At 61.8% G+C, this 19,627-nt stretch carries 14 protein-coding genes and 2 pseudogenes; 9 read left to right on the top strand and 7 right to left on the bottom strand.

The genetic code is table 11. The annotated features are described in order from the left end of the window. Positions 1–34 precede the first annotated feature (34 nt). The 4 genes from ACQ7C1_RS18055 to ACQ7C1_RS18040 all read right to left on the bottom strand — a co-directional run bounded on the left by ACQ7C1_RS18055 (position 35) and on the right by ACQ7C1_RS18040 (position 3,711). A complete protein-coding gene (locus tag ACQ7C1_RS18055; protein ID WP_430959276.1) occupies positions 35–2,596 on the bottom strand; it encodes a GcvT family protein in 2,562 nt (853 codons plus the stop codon). Between the two features lie 267 nt (positions 2,597–2,863). After that, complete coding sequence (locus ACQ7C1_RS18050; RefSeq protein ID WP_430959275.1) at positions 2,864–3,103, bottom strand: hypothetical protein; 240 nt, start codon at positions 3,101–3,103, stop codon at positions 2,864–2,866. Positions 3,104–3,114: 11 nt separating this feature from the next. Next, positions 3,115–3,375, bottom strand: a complete 261-nt coding sequence (locus ACQ7C1_RS18045; protein ID WP_430959274.1) for a hypothetical protein — start codon at positions 3,373–3,375, stop codon at positions 3,115–3,117. Next, complete coding sequence (locus ACQ7C1_RS18040) at positions 3,376–3,711, bottom strand: helix-turn-helix domain-containing protein (RefSeq protein ID WP_430959273.1); 336 nt, start codon at positions 3,709–3,711, stop codon at positions 3,376–3,378. A gap of 240 nt (positions 3,712–3,951) precedes the next feature. Here ACQ7C1_RS18040 and ACQ7C1_RS18035 point away from each other — a divergent pair. After that, a pseudogene (locus ACQ7C1_RS18035) lies at positions 3,952–5,012 on the top strand (class I SAM-dependent methyltransferase). Between the two features lie 14 nt (positions 5,013–5,026). Here ACQ7C1_RS18035 and ACQ7C1_RS18030 read toward each other — a convergent pair. Then, the gene (locus ACQ7C1_RS18030) at positions 5,027–5,869 is read right to left on the bottom strand and encodes an AraC family ligand binding domain-containing protein (protein WP_430959272.1); all 843 of its coding nucleotides are present in this window, start codon (positions 5,867–5,869) and stop codon (positions 5,027–5,029) included. A gap of 244 nt (positions 5,870–6,113) precedes the next feature. Here ACQ7C1_RS18030 and ACQ7C1_RS18025 point away from each other — a divergent pair, with 244 nt between their 5' ends. The 6 genes from ACQ7C1_RS18025 (at position 6,114) to ACQ7C1_RS18000 (ending at position 15,164) form a co-directional block, all read left to right on the top strand. Continuing rightward, positions 6,114–7,580, top strand: coding sequence for an alpha-glucosidase/alpha-galactosidase (locus tag ACQ7C1_RS18025; protein ID WP_430959271.1), 1,467 nt, complete (start codon positions 6,114–6,116; stop codon positions 7,578–7,580). 121 nt (positions 7,581–7,701) lie between these two features. Further along, entirely contained in the window at positions 7,702–9,789 is a 2,088-nt protein-coding gene (locus ACQ7C1_RS18020) for an ABC transporter substrate-binding protein (RefSeq protein WP_097598856.1), read from the top strand. A gap of 158 nt (positions 9,790–9,947) precedes the next feature. Further along, the gene (locus ACQ7C1_RS18015) at positions 9,948–10,955 is read left to right on the top strand and encodes an ABC transporter permease (RefSeq protein ID WP_430959270.1); all 1,008 of its coding nucleotides are present in this window, start codon (positions 9,948–9,950) and stop codon (positions 10,953–10,955) included. Position 10,956: 1 nt separating this feature from the next. Beyond that, positions 10,957–12,093 (top strand): ABC transporter permease, encoded by a 1,137-nt coding sequence (locus ACQ7C1_RS18010; protein WP_183704557.1) that lies wholly within the window; start codon positions 10,957–10,959, stop codon positions 12,091–12,093. A gap of 10 nt (positions 12,094–12,103) precedes the next feature. Then, positions 12,104–13,771: an ABC transporter ATP-binding protein gene (locus ACQ7C1_RS18005; RefSeq protein ID WP_430959269.1), complete on the top strand. Its 1,668-nt coding sequence runs from the start codon at positions 12,104–12,106 to the stop codon at positions 13,769–13,771. Between the two features lie 22 nt (positions 13,772–13,793). Continuing rightward, positions 13,794–15,164 carry an alpha-glucosidase/alpha-galactosidase gene (locus tag ACQ7C1_RS18000; protein ID WP_430959268.1) on the top strand — a complete coding sequence of 457 codons (1,371 nt, stop codon included), beginning with the start codon at positions 13,794–13,796 and terminating at the stop codon, positions 15,162–15,164. A gap of 123 nt (positions 15,165–15,287) precedes the next feature. Here the strand turns inward: ACQ7C1_RS18000 and ACQ7C1_RS17995 are convergent, their stop codons facing one another. Continuing rightward, on the bottom strand, positions 15,288–16,301 hold the full coding sequence (locus ACQ7C1_RS17995; protein WP_430959267.1) for a methyltransferase: 1,014 nt from the start codon (positions 16,299–16,301) through the stop codon (positions 15,288–15,290). 200 nt (positions 16,302–16,501) lie between these two features. Here ACQ7C1_RS17995 and ACQ7C1_RS17990 point away from each other — a divergent pair. Next, positions 16,502–16,897, top strand: a pseudogene (locus ACQ7C1_RS17990) (enolase C-terminal domain-like protein); the annotation flags it as partial. A 60-nt stretch (positions 16,898–16,957) separates the two neighbouring features. Here the strand turns inward: ACQ7C1_RS17990 and ACQ7C1_RS17985 are convergent. Beyond that, entirely contained in the window at positions 16,958–17,257 is a 300-nt protein-coding gene (locus tag ACQ7C1_RS17985; protein WP_064695736.1) for a hypothetical protein, read from the bottom strand. A 233-nt stretch (positions 17,258–17,490) separates the two neighbouring features. Between ACQ7C1_RS17985 and ACQ7C1_RS17980 the strand changes: the two genes are divergently transcribed. After that, the gene (locus ACQ7C1_RS17980; protein ID WP_430959266.1) at positions 17,491–19,608 is read left to right on the top strand and encodes a carboxy terminal-processing peptidase; all 2,118 of its coding nucleotides are present in this window, start codon (positions 17,491–17,493) and stop codon (positions 19,606–19,608) included. Positions 19,609–19,627 lie beyond the last annotated feature (19 nt).

Below are 19,627 nucleotides of genomic sequence, written 5' to 3'. Positions count from 1 at the left end.
CCGCGTGCCTGCGGCGCCACACGTGCTTGAGTGATTAGGTGCGCGGCTTCAGATTCTCCGGGTCATAGATCGGCTTGTAGCCGACGCCGACGACTTCCACCGGATAGCTCTCGGCAAAATACTCGACCTCAAGCTTGCGTCCGACCTGGCAATGCGACCACGGCAGATAGGCGAGGGCGATGTTCTTGCCGACCGTCGGGCCGTAGGCGATCGAGGTCGTGTAGGACCGGCGGCCAAGCTCGTCGACCAGAACCTCTCCCGTGGCGGGATCGACGACCGGCAGGTTGCCGACGGGATAGCGCTTCACGCCTGTTTTGTCGGTATTCTCGGTCATGACGAGCGTGCAGAGCATGGCCGGCTGGTGCTCGCGCGCTTTGTATTCCAGATGCTTTTCCTTGCCGCGGAAATCGGCTTCCTTGACCTTCGGGCGGGCGAGATCGGCTTCGATCAGGTTGTACTGGGTCAGGAGGTCGGCGTTCTGCAGGCGCAGGCTCTTCTCCATGCGGCGCGAGTTCGCATAGGTCTCGACGCCGAAAGCCATCACGCCGGTCGAGCGCAGCGCATCCCAGACGGCGAGGCCGTCTTCGTACTTCATGTGCAATTCCCAGCCCTGCTCGCCGACATAGGAGATGCGGAAGGCGGTGACTGTCTTGCCTGATATTTCGATCGGCTTGATCGCCGCAAAGGAGAAGTTTTCCTGATCGAGCCCGGCCGGATCGGCTACGACCGTCTTCAGCGTCTCGCGCGCGTTCGGACCCCAGATGCCGATCGTCACGAATTTCTCCGAGACATCGGTGACGGTCACGTCAAGGCCGCGGTCTTGAGCGACGCGCTTCATATAGTGCAGATCGCGCGGGCCGGCATCGGCGCCGTTGACGAGACGGCAGCGGTCGGCCATGCGGAACACGGTGAAATCTGCGCGCACCATGCCTTCGTCGTCGAGGAAGTGGGTGTAGATACCCTTTCCGATGTTGGCATCGCCGCCGATCTTGGCGGCGCACAGCCACTCCATCAGCTCGACATGATCAGGCCCCTCGATATCGACCATGTGGAAATGGCTGAGATTGACGATGCCGCAATCCTCGCTCATCGCCAGGTGTTCGGCATTCGAGACGCGCCAGAAATGACGGTTGTCCCATTCGTTCTCGCGAACCGGGACGCGGTCGGCGTATTTCTCCAGAAGGTGCTCGTTGGCGGCGTAGCCGTGCGCACGCTCCCAGCCGCCCAGTTCCATGAAGTAGCCGCCAAGCTCCTTTTCGCGCTCGTAGAAGGGCGAGCGCTTGATGTTGCGGCCGGATGCATAGGGTTCGCGGGTGTGAACCGCCGGGAAGTAGATCTTCTGGGCGGCTTCGAAGCAGCGGCCTTCGATAAATTCTTCCGTCAGCTGATGCGGATAGAAGCGGGCATAGTCGATGCTGTTGTGATCGATTTCGGTACGGCCATCGGTCATCCAGTCGGCGATCAGCTTGCCATAGCCCGGGCCGTCCTTGACCCAGATGGCAACGCAATACCAGAGACCGCGCACCTTCTGGCTCTCGCCGCAGGATGGGCCGCCGGCGGCGGAAACCTGCAGCAGGCCGTTGAAGGAGTGACCTTCGTTATAGCCAAGTTCGCCGAGGATCGGTGTCAGTTCCATGGCGCGCTCGAGTGGCTCGAGGATCTGTTCCATCTCGAGGTCGCGCTGCGACGGCGAAAGGCGTGCTTCGTGTTTTTCGAGAAGTTCGCGCGGATGGCACATGCGCGGATTGGTGGCTTCGTAATAGCCCCACTCGATCTGACCACCCTCGGTCGTCGCCGGGTCGCCGGTGTCGCGCATGTAGGCGGAGTTGCCCTGGTCCCGCAGCAGCGGGAAGCCGATTTCCTTGCCGGTGCCTTCGAACTCGTTATAGGGACCGAAGAAGGTGAGCGGATGGTCGACCGGCATGACCGGCAGGTCTTCGCCGACCATCTCGGCGATAAGGCGGCCCCAGAGGCCGGCGCAGACGATGACGTGGTCGGCCATGATGGTGCCGCGATGGGTGACGACGCCCTTGATGCGGCCGCCTTCGACGATCAGCGACTTCGCCGGGGTGTTGCCGAACACCTTGAGCTTGCCTGCCTTTTCGGCGGCGTCGACCAGCTTGCCGGCAACGGTCTGTGAGCGCGGAATGACGAGGCCGGCATCCGGATCGAAAAGGCCGCCCATCACCTGATCTTCCTCGATCAGCGGGAACTTCTCCTTGATCTCGGCGGGGCTGACATAATGGGCGCGGGTGCCGAAAGCGCGTGCCGAGGAAAGCTTGCGCTTGATTTCCTCCATCCAGGCGTGGTCGCCGGTTCGCGCCACTTCGAGGCCGCCGATGCGGGCGTAGTGGCCCATCTTCTCATAGAAATCGATCGAATATTGCGTCGTCCAGACCGACAGATAGTCGTGGCTCGTCGTGTAACAGAAGTCCGAGGCATGCGCTGTCGAGCCGATGTCGGTCGGTATGCCCGACTTGTCGATGCCGACGATATCGTCCCATCCGCGCTCGACAAGATGATGAGCGATGGAGGCGCCGACGATGCCGCCGAGCCCGATGATGACGACCTTTGCCTTTTCCGGAAATGCTGCCACGTGCTGTTCCTTCTATTTCCGCACGAATTAAAACTACCGAGCCGCGCTTGGCTTACGCTTCGCGTGAGATGCAGGAGTCATGTCAGCCTTGTGAGCGTGTCACATTTGCCGAAGCTGCAAAACCCCAGACCTCTCCCTCCCGAAGCTGGATAAGCCATTATGCATAAGGCTCACAATCGTCATTGGTCCTACGCCGTCGAGTAACGGCGTAATTGCGCCAGTCCGGATCGGGCTGAGGTTATTCCAGACAGAGTTCGCACGCCCCCATTACGGAGCTGAAATCGCCTGGAGCCGGTCAATGTCCCCCAGCACGATATCTTCGGAAACAGGTTCGCGATTGTGCAGTCGGAACCATTCGGCGGCGTCACGCACGCGATCTCCGTGCGGCGAGGGATAGGCCCCGAGCCGGAGAACCCACTCGCGCACGGTCTCGCGCTCCATCCGCCCGGCCCGATATCGCTCGCAGACGGTTTTCGCCGAGGCGACGAGATCATTGATGCTTTTCACCGGGCTGCCCCTCAATGCACGGAAGGTTCTTCATCGTCGAGGAAGGAGCGGATGCCGTCCCGCTCCACGACCGCCAGGAATTCGTCGAAGGCCTCGCGATCGGTCGCAAAGGGCTCCTCCCAGCGGATCAGATCCTCCGCCTGGGTGACGACTTCCATCGTCCAGTCTTCATTGCTGCCGGCGGCTCGAAAGATATCGACGAGCACCGTAACCCCGTCTTCGGTAAATTCCCCCGCCAATTCGGAGTGCTCAAGCTTCTGTTTCTTTGCCATTCAACCGCCAGCGCCGGGAGGGGCGTCGTTTTTGAGATGTTCTTCGTATTGGACCGTCTCGGTCTCGTCAGTGTCTATAGAAGCCGATGCAGATCTTGCCAAGCGAACGCCGGCGCCGCCACCATTCTCCGGGATGAAAAGCACGCCCGCATCTTCCAGGCTGCGTTTCATATCACGCAAGGCCTGGTCATCAGGGGAAAGTTTTCCAGCCTCGTAACCGGCAATCGTCGCCTTGGCGATCCTGGAGGCTGAAGACAGATCCTCCTCGGACCACGCGAGAAGAGCACGTGCCGCGCGGCACTGAGATGGAGATAGATTAAAGTCATTATCTGGCATTGAATCACCGATGGTCGTCTCGGTCAGCAACTATGAGAGATGTAACCGCCGGAGAAGAAAGCAAGCGAATGTGGTGGTGACGCGGAACGGCGCACGCTGTCCGCCTCTGAGGGGTGGGTCGCGTGCGTTCGTGATACCCGATCGGACCGCGCTACCCTCATTGGGCGATAGGAAGGTTGATTGACTGAATATCATGAGAGTCTAATTTAAGCCGCTTTATCACGCACCCGGGAGGCAACAATGCGTGAGCCGGATATGCAGAAACTCGATGCGCTGGTCGGTCGTCTCGTTGGAGACGTCGGCGCCGCCATGTCAGGTGCCTTGGTCGTGCTGGGCGACAAGGTGGGGTTGTTCAAGGCGATGGCCGACGGGACACCTTTGAGCGTCGAGCAGCTCGCCGCGAAAACCGGCGTGAAGGAGCGCTACCTCCGGGAATGGCTGAGCGCCCAGGCTGCCGCCGATTATGTCACTTACGATGAAAAAACAGATCGTTTCAGCCTGACCGCGGAACAGGCGATGGTTTTTGCCGAGGAAAACAGCCCCGCCTTCTTCGTCGGCGCCTTCGAGGTCGTGCAATCCATGTGGATGGACGAGGCGAAGGTCGCCGAAGCTTTCCGCACCGGCACGGGCCTCGGCTGGCATGAGCACAGCACCTGCCTATTCCGCGGAACCGAGCGCTTCTTTCGCCCGGGCTACAACAGCCATCTGGTGAATGAATGGATTCCGGCTCTTGCCGGGATGGAGGAAAAGCTCAAGGCAGGCGCCAGGGTTGCCGACGTCGGCTGCGGTCACGGCGCCTCGACCATCTTGATGGCGCAGGCATATCCCGCCTCGCGTTTCACCGGCTTCGATTATCACGGCCCTTCGATCGAAAGGGCAAAGGCCGCCGCTAAAGACGCTGGCGTCGCCGATCGCGTGACGTTCGAGCAGGGCAAGGCGGCCGAATTTCCCGGGAGCGGCTATGATATGGTCGCCATGTTCGACTGCCTTCACGATATGGGCGATCCGGTCGGCGCCGGTCGGCACGTCAAGGATACGCTTGCCCCGGACGGCACTTGGCTGATTGTCGAACCCTTTGCCCACGACCATCTGAAGGACAACCTCAATCCGGTGGGCCGCGTCTATTACGGCGCCTCGACGATGATCTGCACACCGGCATCGCTCTCACAGGAGGTGGGGCTGGGCTCGGCGCTCAGGCAGGAGAGATGAGGCTGCGAAAGGTGGCGCTGGACGCCGGATTCACGCATTTCCGCCGCGCCACCGAAACGCCGTTCAACATGGTGTTCGAGGTGCGGGCCTGAACGAACGACGCCGGCTATTTCGGCTTTCCGATGCTGGCATACATGCCGGTCGTGCGGAATTCGGTGGGATTGGTGCCGTAGACGCGGCGGAAGACCTTCGAGAAATAGTTGGCGTCCTCGAAGCCGCACATGATGGCGACTTCCTTGACCGGCAGGAAGTCCGCCTTGGTCAGAAGCTTGACGGCGCGCTGCAGGCGCTGCTGCAGCACGAATTCGGCCGGCGGCATGCCTTCGCTCTCGGCGAAGCTGCGCGAGAAATGCGCGCGGCTGAGGCCGACGATGGCGGCAAGTTCGCCGACAGGCAGCGGTTTGTCGAGATTGGCGTTGATATGGTCGATGACCGGCTGCATCACGCTGAGCTCGGCGGCAAAGGCCGGCGAGCCGAAGACGTCGTCATAGAGCGCCATCGCCGCTTCGTAGGCGATCGCCGAGGCCGCCCCCGGCGACGTCGCGCCTTTGACGAGGCGCAGGCTGCAATCGGCCAGGTGATCGATCGTCGCAGGCTGCAGCTTCAGCACCGGGCCGGCGGTCGACAGCACCAGCTGGTGAATGCGCAGCGTTTCCTCGCCGTTCATCGAGATCCAGAAATATTCCCAACGCTCGCCCTTCTCCAGCCAATAGCGGTGGTTGTGGGGGACGAGCACCAGCAGCGTGTCGCCGCCTTGGAGGCGGTAATTGCGGTTCTGGTAGCGCAGCCGGCCGGTGCCGCTGATCGTGTGCTGCAGCACGGTGAAGGGCGTCTGGCCGCGCCGGCGGCCGTCCCAGTCGTAGGTCTCGTTCTCACGCACTTCATAGCCGGCGCTGGTCGGCATGGCGTGCAATCGCTGCCGGCCGCGGGGCAGCGAAACCGTCCTCATCGCCTGTCCGTTGGCAATCAAATCCTGCAGCACAAAATTACCCCTGAAAGCATAATCCTTCTCTGGTCGCCCTGCCGATTTCGGGCATAATCCCGCTCGACAAGAAAGAAGAGACCGCGGCCGATGGAGCGGCCGGGAGGAAAACAGGCAGTTTTACGGCTTTTTCAACCACATGCGCCGGCATGCGGTCTGCTCCTCCGTATCAATCTTTTCTCTAGCATTCGATTGGGTCGAGGTGAAGATCATGAGTTTCAAAATCGCTATCATCGGTGCGGGCAGCGTCGGTTTTACCAAGAAGCTGTTCACCGATATTTTGTGCGTTCCGGAGTTTCGCGACATCGAATGCGCGCTGACCGATATCAGCGAACATAATCTGGAAATGATCAAGGCGATTCTCGACCGGGTCGTCGAGGCAAACAAGCTGCCGACCAAGGTGACGGCAACGACCGACCGGCGCAAGGCGCTGGAAGGCGCGCGCTACATCATCAGCTGCGTCAGGGTCGGCGGGCTCGAAGCCTATGCCGACGATATCAGGATCCCGCTGAAATACGGCATCGACCAGTGCGTCGGCGATACGATCTGCGCCGGCGGCATCCTTTATGGCCAGCGCAACATTCCCGTCATCCTCGACTTCTGCAAGGATATAAGAGAGGTCGCCGAACCCGGCGCCAAGTTCCTCAACTACGCCAATCCGATGGCGATGAACACCTGGGCGGCGATCGAATACGGCAAGGTCGACACCGTCGGTCTCTGCCATGGCGTCCAGCACGGCGCCGAACAGATCGCCGAGGTGCTCGGCGCCAAGTCGGTGCGCGAGCTCGATTACATCTGCTCCGGCATCAACCACCAGACCTGGTTCATCGATCTGCGCCTCAACGGCCGCAAGATCGGCAAGGACGAGCTGGTCGCCGCCTTCGAGGCGCATCCCGTCTATTCGCAGCAGGAGAAATTGCGCATCGACGTGCTGAAGCGGTTCGGGGTCTATTCTACCGAAAGCAACGGCCACCTCTCGGAATACCTGCCCTGGTACCGCAAGCGGCCGGAAGAGATCACCCGTTGGATCGATATGTCCGACTGGATCCACGGCGAGACCGGCGGCTACCTCCGGCACTCGACGGAAACCCGCAACTGGTTCGAGACGGAATTCCCGCAATTCCTGGAATCCGCCTCCAAGCCGATCGATCCCGCCAAACGCTCGAACGAACATGCCAGCCACATTCTGGAGGGGCTGGAAACGAACCGGGTCTATCGCGGCCATTTCAACGTCAAGAACAACGGCGTCATCACCAACCTGCCGTCTGATGCGATCATCGAATCGCCCGGCTTCGTCGATCGCTTCGGCATCAACATGGTTTCGGGCGTCACCCTGCCGGAGGCTTGTGCGGCGACCTGCATCGCCTCGATCAACGTCCAGCGCATGTCGGTACATGCGGCGGTCTCGGGCGATATCGACCTCTTGAAGCTTGCCGTGCTGCACGATCCGCTGGTCGGTGCCGTCTCGACGCCCGAGGAGGTCTGGCAGATGGTCGACGAGATGGTCGTTGCCCAGGCGCGCTGGCTGCCGCAATATGCCGATGCCGTGCCGGCCGCCAAGGAGCGGCTGTCGAAATCGAAGGTGCAGACCCGCGACTGGGCGGGCGCCGCCCGCCGCAACGTCCGCTCGATCGAGGAGCTGCGCGCCGAAAAGGCGGCTCTGAAACAGGCCGTGTAAATTCGTGAAAGACGGGTCGTCATGGGTTTCCGGGAGGGAGGTCCATGACATCAGACCCGCCTTCACATCGTGCGAGGAAAAGGAGCCGCCTAATTCGCGCTCCGGAACAGAGGGAGAAACGATGATGAATTTCCGCAACGCAAGCATTCTCGCCGGACTGGCGCTCGGCGTCTCGGTCATGGCGTTGAACGCCTATGCCTCCGAGCCGACCGTTCCGCCGGTGCCGCCGAACTTTCCGGCCGAAGGCAAGATCAATTATGTCGCGCGCGACTCCATTCTGGAGTTCAAGGCGCTGCCCGAATATCACGAGCCCGACTGGGTCACCAAGAATTTCGTCTCCACCGGCAAGCTACCGCCCGTCAAGGACCGGCTGCCGAAGGAACCGCTGGTCTTCAAAACAGGCAATATGCCCGACGGCATCGGCGTTTACGGCGATACGATGCGTCACGTCATCGGCGGCCGGCCTGAGGGCTGGAACTATGGTGCCGGCCAGACGCAGGGCTGGGGCGGCATCGATATCGGTCTCTCCGAATGCCTGACGCGCACCGCACCGCTCTTCCAGGTGGAAGCCAAGGATACGGAGCCGCTGCCGAACCTTGCCAAGAGCTGGGACTGGTCGGAGGACGGCCATAAGCTGACCATGCACCTGATCGAAGGCGCCAAGTGGTCCGACGGCGCGCCGTTCAACGCCGACGACATCATGTTCTACTGGGAAGACGAGGTCATCGATCCCAATGTCTCGCCGCTTGGCGGCGGCGCTTCGCCTGAGGCCTTCGGTGTCGGCACGACGCTGAAGAAGATCGACGATTACACCGTCGAATGGACCTTCAAGGAAGCCTTCCCGAAGCAATATCTCTACACCATGTCCTACCCGAACTTCTGCCCGGGTCCGTCGCATATCCTGAAACCCCAGCATCCGAAATATTCGAAGAACACCTACGACCAGTTCAAGAACGCCTTCCCGCCGGAGTTCATGAACATGCCCGTGATGGGCGCCTGGGTGCCTGTGGAATATCGCCCCGACGACATCATCGTCCTGCGCCGCAACCCCTACTACTGGAAGACCGACGAGAAGGGCAATCAGCTGCCCTATCTCAACGAGCTGCACTACAAGCTCTCGACCTGGGCCGACCGTGACGTTCAGGCGGTGGCCGGATCCGCCGATTTCTCCAACCTCGAGCAGCCGGAAAACTTCGTCGCTTCGCTGAAGCGCGCCGCCGAAAAAACCGCGCCCGCCCGCCTGGCCTTCGGACCGCGCCTGATCGGCTATAACTTGCGCATGAACTTCTCCGCCAATGGCTGGGGCAACCCGGACGAGCGTGGCCAGGCGATCCGCGAGCTCAACCGCAATGAGGATTTCCGCAAGGCCGTCACCATGGCGCTGGATCGCAAGGCGATCGGCGACTCACTGGTCAAGGGGCCGTTTACGGCGATCTATCCGGGCGGACTTTCCTCCGGCACCAGCTTCTACGACCGCAACTCCACCGTCTACTATCCCTATGACCTGAAAGGCGCCAAGGCGGAACTCGCCAAAGCCGGCCTCAAGGACACCGATGGCAATGGCATCGTCAACTTCCCCGCTGGTACGGCGGGCGGCAAGGATGTCGAAATCGTCATGCTGATCAACAATCAGTACACGACCGACAAGAGCCTTGCCGAAGGTGTCGTCGGCCAGATGGAGAAGCTCGGGCTGAAGATCGTCCTCAATGCGCTCGATGGCGCCAAGCGTGATGATGCCCATTATGCCGGCCGCTTCGACTGGCTGATCCAGCGCAACACGACGGAGCTGTCTTCGGTGGTGCAGAATACCGAGCAGCTTGCCCCCGTCGGTCCGCGCACCAGCTGGCACCATCGCGCCGGCAAGGATGACCAGCTCGATCTGATGCCCTTCGAAACGCAGCTCGTCGACGTCGTCAACAAGTTCAGGACGAGCCAGGACAACGACGAGCGCGTCGGTCTGATGAAGCAGTATCAGAAGATCTCGACGGAACACGTCAACACGGTCGGCCTGACGGAATATCCGGGCGCCCTGATCATCAACAAGCGCTTCTCGAACGTGCCGCAGGGGACGCCGATCATGATGTTCAACTGGGCTGAAGATTCGGTGATCCGCGAACGCCTCTGGGTGGCTGCCGACAAGCAGGGCAAATACGAGCTGTTCCCCGAGCAGCTGCCCGGCAAGCCCGGCGACAAGGGCCCGATCAACTGATGTGAAACAAAAGCGCCTCGCAGATCGTGCGACGCGCTGGAGAGTTCCCTCCCAGCTGAAACGAGATCCAGGCCGCGCGTGACGCGCGGCCTGATATGACCAACGAGCCGGCCGCGCTGACAAGGAGCGACTGGCGGCAGAGAGAAGCGAACCGTTCGATGTTACGATTCCTGCTCGTGCGCATAGCCTCCGCGATCCCCGTTCTCTTCATCCTGAGCGTGGTGACCTTCGCGATCATCCAGGCGCCGCCCGGCGACTATGCCGATTACATAAGATCGCAGCTGATCAATCAGGGTGGCGCATCCTACGCCCAGGCCGAGGCGCAGGCGCAGGCCTACCGCGTCGAGCACGGCCTCGACAAGCCGATGGTCGTCCAATACGTCAACTGGATCGGCGGCATCGTCACACGCGGCGATTTCGGCTACAGCATGTTCTACAACAAGCCGGTCGCCGACGTCGTCGGCGAGCGCCTGCCGCGCACTTTGCTGCTGGCGCTCGTCTGCCATATCTTCGCCTCGGTGCTCGGCATCGGCTTCGGAATCTGGGCGGCGACGCGGCAATATAGCTGGATCGACAGCACGCTGTCGGCAGTCTCCTTCCTCGGCATGACGGTGCCGCGTTTCCTGATGGCGCTGATCATCGTCTATCTCCTGGTTTTCCAGTTCAACGTGACCGAGATCGGCAGCTTCTTCTCGCCGCAATATGGAGGGGCGCCGTGGTCCTGGGCGAAATTCGTCGATCTCGTCAGCCATGTCTGGCCGGTTGTCGCGATCGCCACTTTCGGCGGGCTCGCCTATAACATGCGCGTCATGCGCGGCAATCTGCTCGACACGCTGAATGCGCAATATGTCGAGACGGCAAAGGCCAAGGGTCTTTCCGGCGGCGCGGTGGTGATGCGCCATGCAGTGCCGAACGCGCTGCATCCCCTCGTCATGTATCAGGGGGTGGTGCTGCCCTACATGCTGACCGGCGAGATCGAAACCGCGATCATCTTCGCGCTGCCGACCGTCGGCCCGGCGATCGTCGGCTCGATGGCGATCGGCGACGTCTATGTCACGGCCACCTTCATGATGGTTCTGTCGGCAACGCTGATCGTCGGCAACATCATCGCCGACATGCTGCTCGCTCTGCTCGATCCGCGCGTACGCCAGTTCGGAGGAGCCTGAGATGCTTGCTTTCGATTCTTCCGACACGCCACCAACAACCGAACCTGCGATCAGGAAGCCGTCACACGGCAACGAAAGTTACCTTGCGCTCGTCTGGCGCCGGTTGCGGCGCTCCTGGACCGGCATGGCCGGGTTGGTGCTCGTCGGGCTTTTGATCATCATGGCGGTCTTTGCCGATTTTTTCGCGCCAATGGATCCGAAGGCGACCGATGTCGGCTTCGCGCCGCCGCAGGTGATGAGCTTCCACGACAAGGACGGAAATTTCGTCTTCCGGCCGCGCGTCTATGCGCTGTCGGATTCCGAGGAGCTCGATCCGGTCACCTTTCAGCCGATCGTCGGCATGGATTACGACAATCCGCGGCTGCTCGGCTTCTTCGTCGAAGGTGCTGAGTACAAGCTGTTCGGCCTCATTCCAGCGAACCGGCACTTCTTCGGTTCGACGGATGGCCAGCCGGTGCATTTCCTCGGCACCGACAAGTTCGGCCGCGACGTGCTGTCGCGCGCCATTATCGGCTCGCGGATTTCGCTGATGATCGCGCTGACAGTGGTCTTCATCGTCACACTCATCGGTACGACGGTGGGCATGGTCTCGGGTTATTTCGGCGGCACCTTCGATATCTGGCTGCAGCGCTTCGTCGAACTGGTGCTCGCCTTCCCACAGCTGCCGCTCTATCTCGCATTGACCTCGCTGATTCCGGTGACGGCGCCGACCAATGTCTTCCTCGCCTTCGTGATCGTCGTGATGTCGGCGCTCGGCTGGGCGCAGATGTCGCGCGAGGTGCGCGGCAAGACCCTGGCCCTTGCCCGCATCGATTATGTCCGGGCGGCGATGGCCGTCGGCGCGACCGACCGGCGCATCATCATCCAGCATATCCTGCCCAACGTGATGAGCCACGTCATCGTCGCGGTGACGCTGCACATACCGAGCGTCGTTCTGTTGGAATCCTTCCTCGGTTTCCTCGGCTTCGCCGTCAAACCGCCGCTGATCTCCTGGGGGCTGATGTTGCAGGATACGGCGACCTATTCGGTCATCGGTTCCTATCCCTGGATTCTCTCTCCCGTCGGCTTCGTGCTCGTCACCGTTTTCGCCTTCAATGCGCTCGGCGACGGACTGCGCGATGCGGTCGATCCTTATTGAGGTGATTGATATGGCTCTTGCACTGGTCAATTCCTTCGCCCCGCCCGTCCGCCACGATCATGACGGCCGCTCGGAAACCCCGATCATCGACGCCCGCAACGTGGCGGTGAATTTCAAGGTCGAGGACGGCATGGTCGAAGCCGTCAAGGACGTCTCCTTCCAGCTCTATCGCGGCGAGACGATCGCCATCGTCGGCGAATCCGGCTCCGGCAAATCGGTGACGGCGCGCACGGTGATGGGGCTGCTGTCGAAGCGCGCCGTCGTCTCCGATAAATCGACGGTCTCCTATGACGGCAGCAACATCCTGAAGTTTTCCGAGCGGGCGCGCCGCAAGCTGCGCGGCGACCGTATCTCGATGATCTTCCAGGAGCCGATGAGCTCGCTGAACCCGATCTATACGATCGGCAGCCAGATCGTCGAGGCAATCCGCGCCCATCGCCGGATGAGCCGGAAAGATGCGGAAAGGCGGGCGCTCGAGCTGCTCGAACATGTGCAGATCCCCGATCCGGCGGCAAGACTCCGGCAATATCCGCATCAGCTTTCCGGCGGCCAGCGCCAGCGTGTGATGATCGCCATGGCGCTCGCCAATGATCCCGACGTCCTGATCGCCGATGAGCCGACGACGGCGCTCGACGTCACCGTGCAGGCGCAGATCCTGAACCTCATCCGCAACCTGCAGAAAGAGCTGGGGATGGCCGTCATCCTCATCACCCATGATCTGACTGTCGTGCGGCAGTTCTCCGACTACGTCTATGTGATGCAGCATGGCGAGGTGCGCGAACACAACGTCACCGAGGCGCTCTTTGCCAATCCGCAGCATCCCTACACCCGGCATCTGCTCGCCTCCGAGCCTCGTGGACAAGCCAATCCGCTGCCGGAGGGCTCCGACATCATCCTCGATGCCAAGGGCGTGCGGGTCGGCTTCATGCTGCGTCACGGCACCTTCCTCAAGCCCGAGATGCGCGAGCTTGTCGCCGTCGACAGCCTGAGCCTGACGCTGCGCCGTCACGAGACGCTCGGCCTCGTCGGCGAATCCGGCTCCGGCAAGACCACCTTCGGCCAGGCGATCTTGCGGCTGAACACGCCGCAGGCGGGCGAGATCCATTTCGACCGCCAGCCGATCCACGGGCTTTCCAGGGCCGAGATGCGGCCCCTGCGCGCCCGCATGCAGGTGGTGTTCCAGGACCCGTTCTCCTCGCTCAATCCGCGCATGACGATCGGCCAGATCATCGAGGAAGGCCTTGTCGTCAACCGGCTCGGCGCGACGCGGGCCGAACGGCAGGACCGGGTGCGCGAGGCGCTTGTTGCCGCCGGCATGCCCGGCAATATCCTGTCGCGTTTCCCGCATGAATTTTCCGGCGGCCAGCGACAGCGCATCGCGATCGCCCGCGCCATAGCGCTGGAGCCGGAATTCATCCTGCTCGACGAGCCGACATCGGCGCTCGACCTTTCAGTCCAGGCCCAGATCATCGAGCTCCTGCGCAAATTGCAGGACGAGCGGGGCTTGAGTTACCTCTTTATCTCCCACGACCTCAAGGTCGTCCGCGCTCTCTGCCATCGAGTCATCGTGATGCAGCATGGCAAGATCATGGAAGAGGGGCCCGTCGACGAAGTTCTCACCAATCCCAAGACCGCCTACACCGAACGGCTCGTCAAGGCCGCTTTCGAGGTAGCATGATTATCGAATGCCGGAGGCTATAATGGCAGGAAATCCCAAGATCACTTTCATCGGAGCAGGCTCCACCGTCTTCATGAAGAACATCATCGGCGACGTGCTTCAGCGTCCCGCTCTGTCGGGCGCGACCATCGCCCTGATGGACCTCAATCCGCAGCGGCTGGAAGAAAGCGCCATCGTCGTCAACAAGCTAATCTCGACGTTCGGCGTCAAGGCCAAGGCCGAGACCTATTCCGACCAGCGCAAGGCGCTTTCAGGCGCCGATTTCGTCGTCGTCGCCTTCCAGATCGGCGGCTACGAGCCCTGCACGGTCACCGATTTCGAGGTGCCGAAGAAATACGGGCTGCGCCAGACGATCGCCGATACGCTCGGCGTCGGCGGCATCATGCGGGGCTTGCGCACCGTGCCGCATCTCTGGAAGGTCTGCGAGGACATGCTCGCCGTCTGCCCCGAGGCGATCATGCTGCAATATGTCAACCCGATGGCGATCAACACCTGGGCGATATCGGAGAAATATCCGACGATCCGTCAGGTCGGCCTCTGCCATTCGGTGCAGGGCACGGCGATGGAGCTGGCGCACGATCTCGATATTCCCTACGAGGAAATCCGCTATCGCGCCGCCGGCATCAACCACATGGCCTTCTATCTCAAATTCGAGCATCGCCAGGCCGATGGCTCGTACCGCAACCTCTATCCCGATCTCCTGCGCGCCTATCGCGAGGGCAGGGCGCCGAAGCCCGGCTGGAACCCGCGCTGCCCGAACAAGGTGCGCTACGAGATGCTGACGCGGCTCGGCTATTTCGTCACCGAAAGCTCCGAGCATTTCGCCGAATACACGCCCTATTTCATCAAGGAGGGCCGCGAGGACCTGATCGAGAAATTCGGCATTCCGCTCGATGAATATCCGAAGCGCTGCATCGAGCAGATCGAGCGCTGGAAGGGCCAGGCCGAGGCCTATCGCAGCGCCGACAAGATCGAGGTCAAGCCGTCGAAGGAATATGCCTCCTCGATCATCAACTCGGTCTGGACCGGCGAACCCTCGGTGATCTACGGCAATGTCCGCAACAATGGCTGCATCACCTCGCTGCCGGAAAATTGCGCCGCTGAAGTGCCCTGCCTCGTCGACGCCTCCGGCATCCAGCCGACCTTCATCGGCGACCTGCCGCCGCAGCTGACAGCGCTGATGCGCACCAACATCAACGTCCAGGAACTGACGGTGCAGGCGCTGATGACGGAAAATCGCGAGCACATCTATCACGCCGCGATGATGGACCCCCATACGGCGGCCGAACTCGACCTCGACCAGATCTGGTCGCTGGTCGACGACCTGCTCGCCGCTCACGGGGACTGGCTGCCCGAATGGGCCCGCACCAACCGAAAAGTCCAGGCCGCCTGATCCCCTCTCCCGGGTGAGGCGTCGAGAAGCCCCGCGGTCGCAACAACCGCGGGGCTTTTCGTGAAAAACCTGTTGCGGACGCGAGTCGCCGCGGCAAAAAAGGTTGATCGAGCGTTGGGGCGCTCAGCTGGGCTTGAATCCGATGACCATCGAATCCGGCCCCAGCAATGGCTCGACGCGCGTGGACACGAAACCGGCGTCGCGCATCCAGGCTTGGCAGTCGGCTCCGGTGTAGTCGAACCCTCCGCGGGTCTCGATCAGCATGTTCAGGCTCATCAGCAGGCCGAAGGCGTTGCTGCGGCGCTCATCGTCGATGACGGCGTCGTAGACGATCAGGGCGCCGCCGTTCGGCAGCGCGGCGAAGGCTTTTTCCAGCAGCATCCTCTTCTCGGCAAGATCCCAATCGTGGAGGATATGCCCCATCACGATCACATCCGCATTCGGCATCGGGCTGTCGAAGAAATTACCCTGTTGGAAGCGGATGCGGTCGGCAAGGCCATGCCGGGCGACGAACTCCTCAAATATAGGCTGCGCGGCGGGCAGGTCGAAGCCGAGGGCATGGAGATGCGGATGGGCTCGGGCGATCACCACCGGTACCATGCCTTGCGCCGCGCCGACATCGGCGAAGCTCGTGTATTTCGACCAGTCGAACTTCTCGGCGATCGCCTGCGCCGCGCCGGCGCTGATCCCGCTCATCGCCTCGAGGAACCCCCGCAGCCGTGCCGGATCCGCGTATATCGCAGCAAAGAGGTCCTCGCTGTGCTTGGCTTCGTTCTGCGGCTCTCCGGTCTGCAGGGCTTCGGTAAGCGAGCCCCAGAAACCATATAGCCGGGCATTGGCCATTTCGAGGATGCCGCCGATATAGGATGGCTTCGCCTTGTCGAGGAAGAGGTCCGCATCGGTGGCATTGCGATAGCGGCCGTCCTCGCGTTCGAGCAGCTTCAGGGCCACCAGGGCGTCGAGGAAGTCGCGGGCCGAACGGGGATGCAGTTTCAGCCTGGCCTGAAGGTCGGTCAGGTCGGCCGGGCCGGCTGCGAGCTCGGTGAAGACGCCGAGCTCGACCGCGCTGAGCAGGGCTTTGGAGGCCCAGAACCCCATGCCAAGCTGCATGATGTTGTCCGGCGTCGTTGCGCCCATCGCTCGTCTCCTCGTAGATCGTGTCGTCGAACGGCACCTGGGATTGGTGCGTAACCGAAGTGGTCCGACGGCGCTGCGAAGCAGAACGTCCCGTCTCGTCGCGGCACTCAGGACGAAAAATAGAGCGTTTTACGATGGGGTACAATTAACCAAGAATCACTAGCCAAGAGTCCGGCTGAGCGGTGATCCCGACACCTGACTACGTCAGGCACAATTTCAAGGAACTAATCGAGACGCAGGCGGTCCGCGTCATCGGGCCCGATCCAGCCGACATTGGCGGAATGGCCGAGCTCAAATGGGTCGCCGAGCACGCCCACATGCACTCGATCCTGATGGCACCGCATGGCGTCGCTAATGGCCTGCTGGGACTCGGCGCGCTGATCAATGTCTGCGCCACGTTGCCGGCAAATTACGTCGCCTTCGAATATCCGACCGCTTCGGACCCCTGGTGGGAGGACCTTGTAATCGGCTTGCCGCCGCAGATCGTGCAGGACAGCATGGTGGACCTACTAGAAGCGCCCGGGCTGGGTCTCGACATCGACGCTGAGGCGGCCGGGAGATATCTCAGGGAAGAGGATGCCGGCTTTTTCGACTGAACCTTCCTCCACCCGCAGTACGATCCGCCGACCCCGGGGAAACAGGGCCGGCGCGAGGCTTCAAATCCCCGATCCGTCGAGCTGCTCGTCGTCGTCGCCTTCCCAGGGCGAGGGCATCGAGGTGCGGTTGGCCGAGGGCATCGGCATCCAGCATTTCAACTCCGGCTCGGCATATTCGATGATGTGCCCGGGCGAAGAATCCGAGGCGCGCCAGCCTTCTCCGCCGAACTGATCGCCATGCGACCAGTAGGCGAGGTCGACTTCCGCCGGCCCCTGTTCGGATGCTCGGATCGTCACCAGGATGCGGCTGCCGTCTCTCGGTGCGCTTGCCATCTGGCGCCAGCGGTCTTGCTCGTCCATCATGTTCCTCCTGCCTTGCTGCTGCTCAACTGTCGCCTCGCCGCCGAAAGCGGTCAACCCAAACTTTGCGAGCGCCCGTGGGTGCGATTTGTGCCCGCCACCGCAATACTCGTCGCCGGATCGTTTTTTCTGGCTTCGTGGGCCAACAATTCTCCCCTGCTTGCCAAAAAACCACAATTGCCTCACTTAGTTCATACATCCACCCTCGGCATTAAGAATTGGATCAAGACTGAATGCGCATAGCCTATGTTTTTCTCGGTGCATTTCTTGCACTCGCCCCGTCCGCCTATGCCGAGGTCGCAGCGCCACCCGTCTTGAAGCCGCTGACGCGGCAGGCCCAGGCGGCTGAATTGAGCGCGCAATTTCTGTCGCGATACAGCTACAAGCCGGTTCCGCTCGACGATGCTCTCTCGGCGAGGGTGATGGATCAGTTCATCAAGTCGCTTGATCCCGACCGCATGCTCTTCCTGCAGGCCGACATCGACAAGTTCATGGCTGACCGCAACGAGATCGACGACGCCATCGAGCGGCAGGACCTGAAGATCCCCTTTGCCATCTTCAACGCCTATGAACGGCGCGTCGTCGACCGCATGACCTATGCGCGCAGCCTGCTCAAGCAGGGCTTCGACTTCAGCGGCAAGGAAGATTATGCAGTGCTGCGCGACAAGGCGCCCTGGCCGCAGTCGGAAGCCGAAAGCAACGATCTCTGGCGCAAGCGCGTCAAAAACGATTGGCTGCGGTTGAAGCTCGGCGGCAAGGACGATGCGGCCATTCGCGAGACGCTCGACAAACGCTATGAGAACACGCTCGAGCGCGCTTACAAGTTCAAGAGCGACGACGTCTTCCAGTCCTTCATGGACGCCTATTCGAATTCGATCGACCCGCACACGGATTATTTCGGTGCGACTGCTTCGGCCGATTTCAACGTCTCGATGAAGCTGTCGCTGTTCGGCATCGGCGCGGTTCTGCAGGAGCGGGACGATTATACGACGATCCGCGAACTCGTGCCCGGGGGGCCGGCGCAGCTCTCCGGCAAGCTCGCCGTCGGCGACCGCATCACCGGCGTCGGCCAGGGCAAGGACGGGCCGATCAAGGAAGTGGTGGGCACCCGTCTCGATGAGGTCGTGCAGATGATCCGCGGCAAGAAAGGCTCGGTGGTGCGGCTCGACATCCTGCCGGCCGATGCCGGCGCCGACGGCGTGCATCGCGTCGTCAGCCTGGTGCGCGACAAGATCAGCCTCGACAAGCAGGCCGCCAGGAAGACCGTGCTGTCGGTGAAGGCGGGCGAGACCACGCGCAAGATCGGCATCATCACCCTGCCGGTCTTTTATGAGGATTTTGAAGCCAAGAACAAGGGCGACAAGGATTACAAGAGCGCCAGCCGCGATGTCGCCAAGCTTCTCGGCGAACTGAGCGAGGAAAAGGTCGACGGCGTTCTCATCGATCTTCGCAACAATGGCGGCGGTTCGCTTGATGAGGCGATCGATCTCACCGGCCTCTTCATCGGCAAGGGCCCGGTCGTTCAGCAGCGCGCCGGCAACGGCAAGATTGAGGTCAAGAGCGCCGACCTTAAAACGCCTGCCTGGACGGGCCCATTGGGCGTTCTGATCAACCGCGGCTCGGCTTCGGCTTCGGAGATTTTTGCCGCGGCAATCCAGGATTACGGCCGCGGCGTGATCATCGGCGAGCCCAGTTTCGGCAAGGGCACGGTTCAGACGGTCGTCGATCTCGACCAGGTGGTCCACAACAGCAAACCCGAATTCGGCGAGCTGAAGGTGACGATCGCCCAGTTTTTCCGGATCAACGGCGGCACGACGCAGCTGCGCGGCGTTACCCCCGATATCAGCCTGCCGGGACTGTCGGATCTGGCGAACTTCGGCGAGACCAGTTATGACAATGCCCTGCCATGGGCGGAGATCAAGCCGGCGAAATATGCGCCGGAAGGTGATGTTACGGCATTGCTGCCGGCTTTGCAGAGCCGCCATGAAACGCGGATCAAGGGCGATCAGGATTTCCAGCGTCTGCTGCAGGACATCGCCGATCTGAAGGCGCAGCGCGAGAAGGGCGTCGTTTCCCTGAACGAAGCCGAACGCCGCAAGGAAGCGGCCGCCCGGGAAGCACGGTTCAAGGCGCGCGCCGAAGCCGGCGATGGCGACGATCTTGCCGGCGACGACGGCCTGCAGGCGGATGAGCGCAGCCTGAGCGCCGATATCGCCATGGAAAATGCCCGCAAGAAGGCGAAGGACGTCCTGCTCGACGAGGCCGCCGCCATTGTCGGGGACGAGGCGGATTTGCAGGGCGGCGCTGTAGAGGCAGCCACGAAGCCGTCGGGAAAGGCGGAGCAGAAATAGGCGGCGCCGATAAACTGCA

Origin of the sequence: Rhizobium sp. Nf11,1, from assembly GCF_050587665.1 — a bacterium.
In the GTDB taxonomy this organism is placed as follows: Bacteria; Pseudomonadota; Alphaproteobacteria; order Rhizobiales; family Rhizobiaceae; genus Rhizobium.
This window is presented reverse-complemented; position numbering and strand designations above follow the sequence as displayed.